The sequence below is a fragment of the Microbacterium sp. UBA3486 genome, assembly GCF_002377845.1.
In the GTDB taxonomy this organism is placed as follows: Bacteria; Actinomycetota; Actinomycetes; order Actinomycetales; family Microbacteriaceae; genus Microbacterium; species Microbacterium maritypicum_A.
The window spans coordinates 4,748-5,818 of record NZ_DFQP01000096.1; the positions used below are offsets into that span (position 1 = coordinate 4,748).

The 1,071-nt window shown below is 72.3% G+C and carries 1 protein-coding gene; it reads right to left on the bottom strand.

All coding sequences use genetic code 11. The features are described from left to right. On the bottom strand, nucleotides 1-1,071 hold a 1,071-nt coding region (locus B2869_RS14800; protein WP_422655923.1), incomplete at both ends, for an Lhr family ATP-dependent helicase.

The following is a 1,071-nucleotide window of genomic DNA, read 5'->3' on the forward strand; positions in this document are numbered from 1 at the left end:
TTCGGCCTGCACGGCGCCGCGGGTCACGACGCCGTAGCGGTCGAGCAGGAGGCCGGCGGTGACGGTCGCCCGACGGGAGGGATCGGTCTCGAGTGCGGGCAGCAGCGACCAGCGTCCGCCGATCGACGCGGGCCGCGGTGCGGCGGATCCGGTGAAGGACACGCCGCGGTAGGTGCGGGCACGGGGGGCGCGGCGCTTCACCTTGTGTGCCTGCGAGCCGCCGGCGAGAAGAGAGCGGATCGGGGCGAAGGTGTCGTTGGTGACGTAGCCCGACCACGTCAGCGACCACAGCGCCTCGAGCACGGACTGCTCGTTCTCGGCCGCGGCCATCTCTTTCAGCTGGCCGGCGAAGTAGGCGCCGCCGACGTCGAGGGCGATGAGGATACGTGATTCCAGGGAGTCGGAGGCGATCTCGGCGTCGCGTTCCGGGAGGGTGAAGGGCGCGATGTCGGCGGGATGCAGCGACACCCAGCCGTCGCGCCCCGGAAGCGTGCCGTGCCCCGACCAGATGACCTCGCCGGCGGCCGTCAGCTCATCCAGCATCCCGGGGGAGTAGTCGCGCACGCGGGAGGGGAGGACCAACGATTCCCAGGCGCTCGCGGGAATCGGAACACCGGCGAACTGCTCGATCACGCTGAGCACGCCGTCGACGCCGTCGAGGGGGCGACCGATGTGCTGCCAGTCGGGCAGGAATCGGGCGTACGCCTCGGGGGAGACCGGTTCGACCGATCCACGGATCGCGGCGAGCGAGCGCATCCGCAGGCGGCGCAGCACCTCGGTGTCGCACCATTCGATCGCATCGCCGCTGCCCGCCGCCTCCGGCAGGAAGTAGCCGCTCGTGATCCGCCCCGCGGTCTCGAGGCGCTGCAGGGTGTGCCGGGCCACCGCGGCGCCGAGTCCGAACCGGGCGGCGATGGCATCCGTCGTGAACGGGCCGTGCGTGCGGGCATGGCGGGCGACGAGGTCGCCGAGCGGGTCGGCGACGGGTTCGAGGAAGGCGACAGGGACACCGGTCGGGAGCGCAACGCCCAGGGCATCGCGCAGGCGTCCTGCATCTTCGATCGCCGCGAC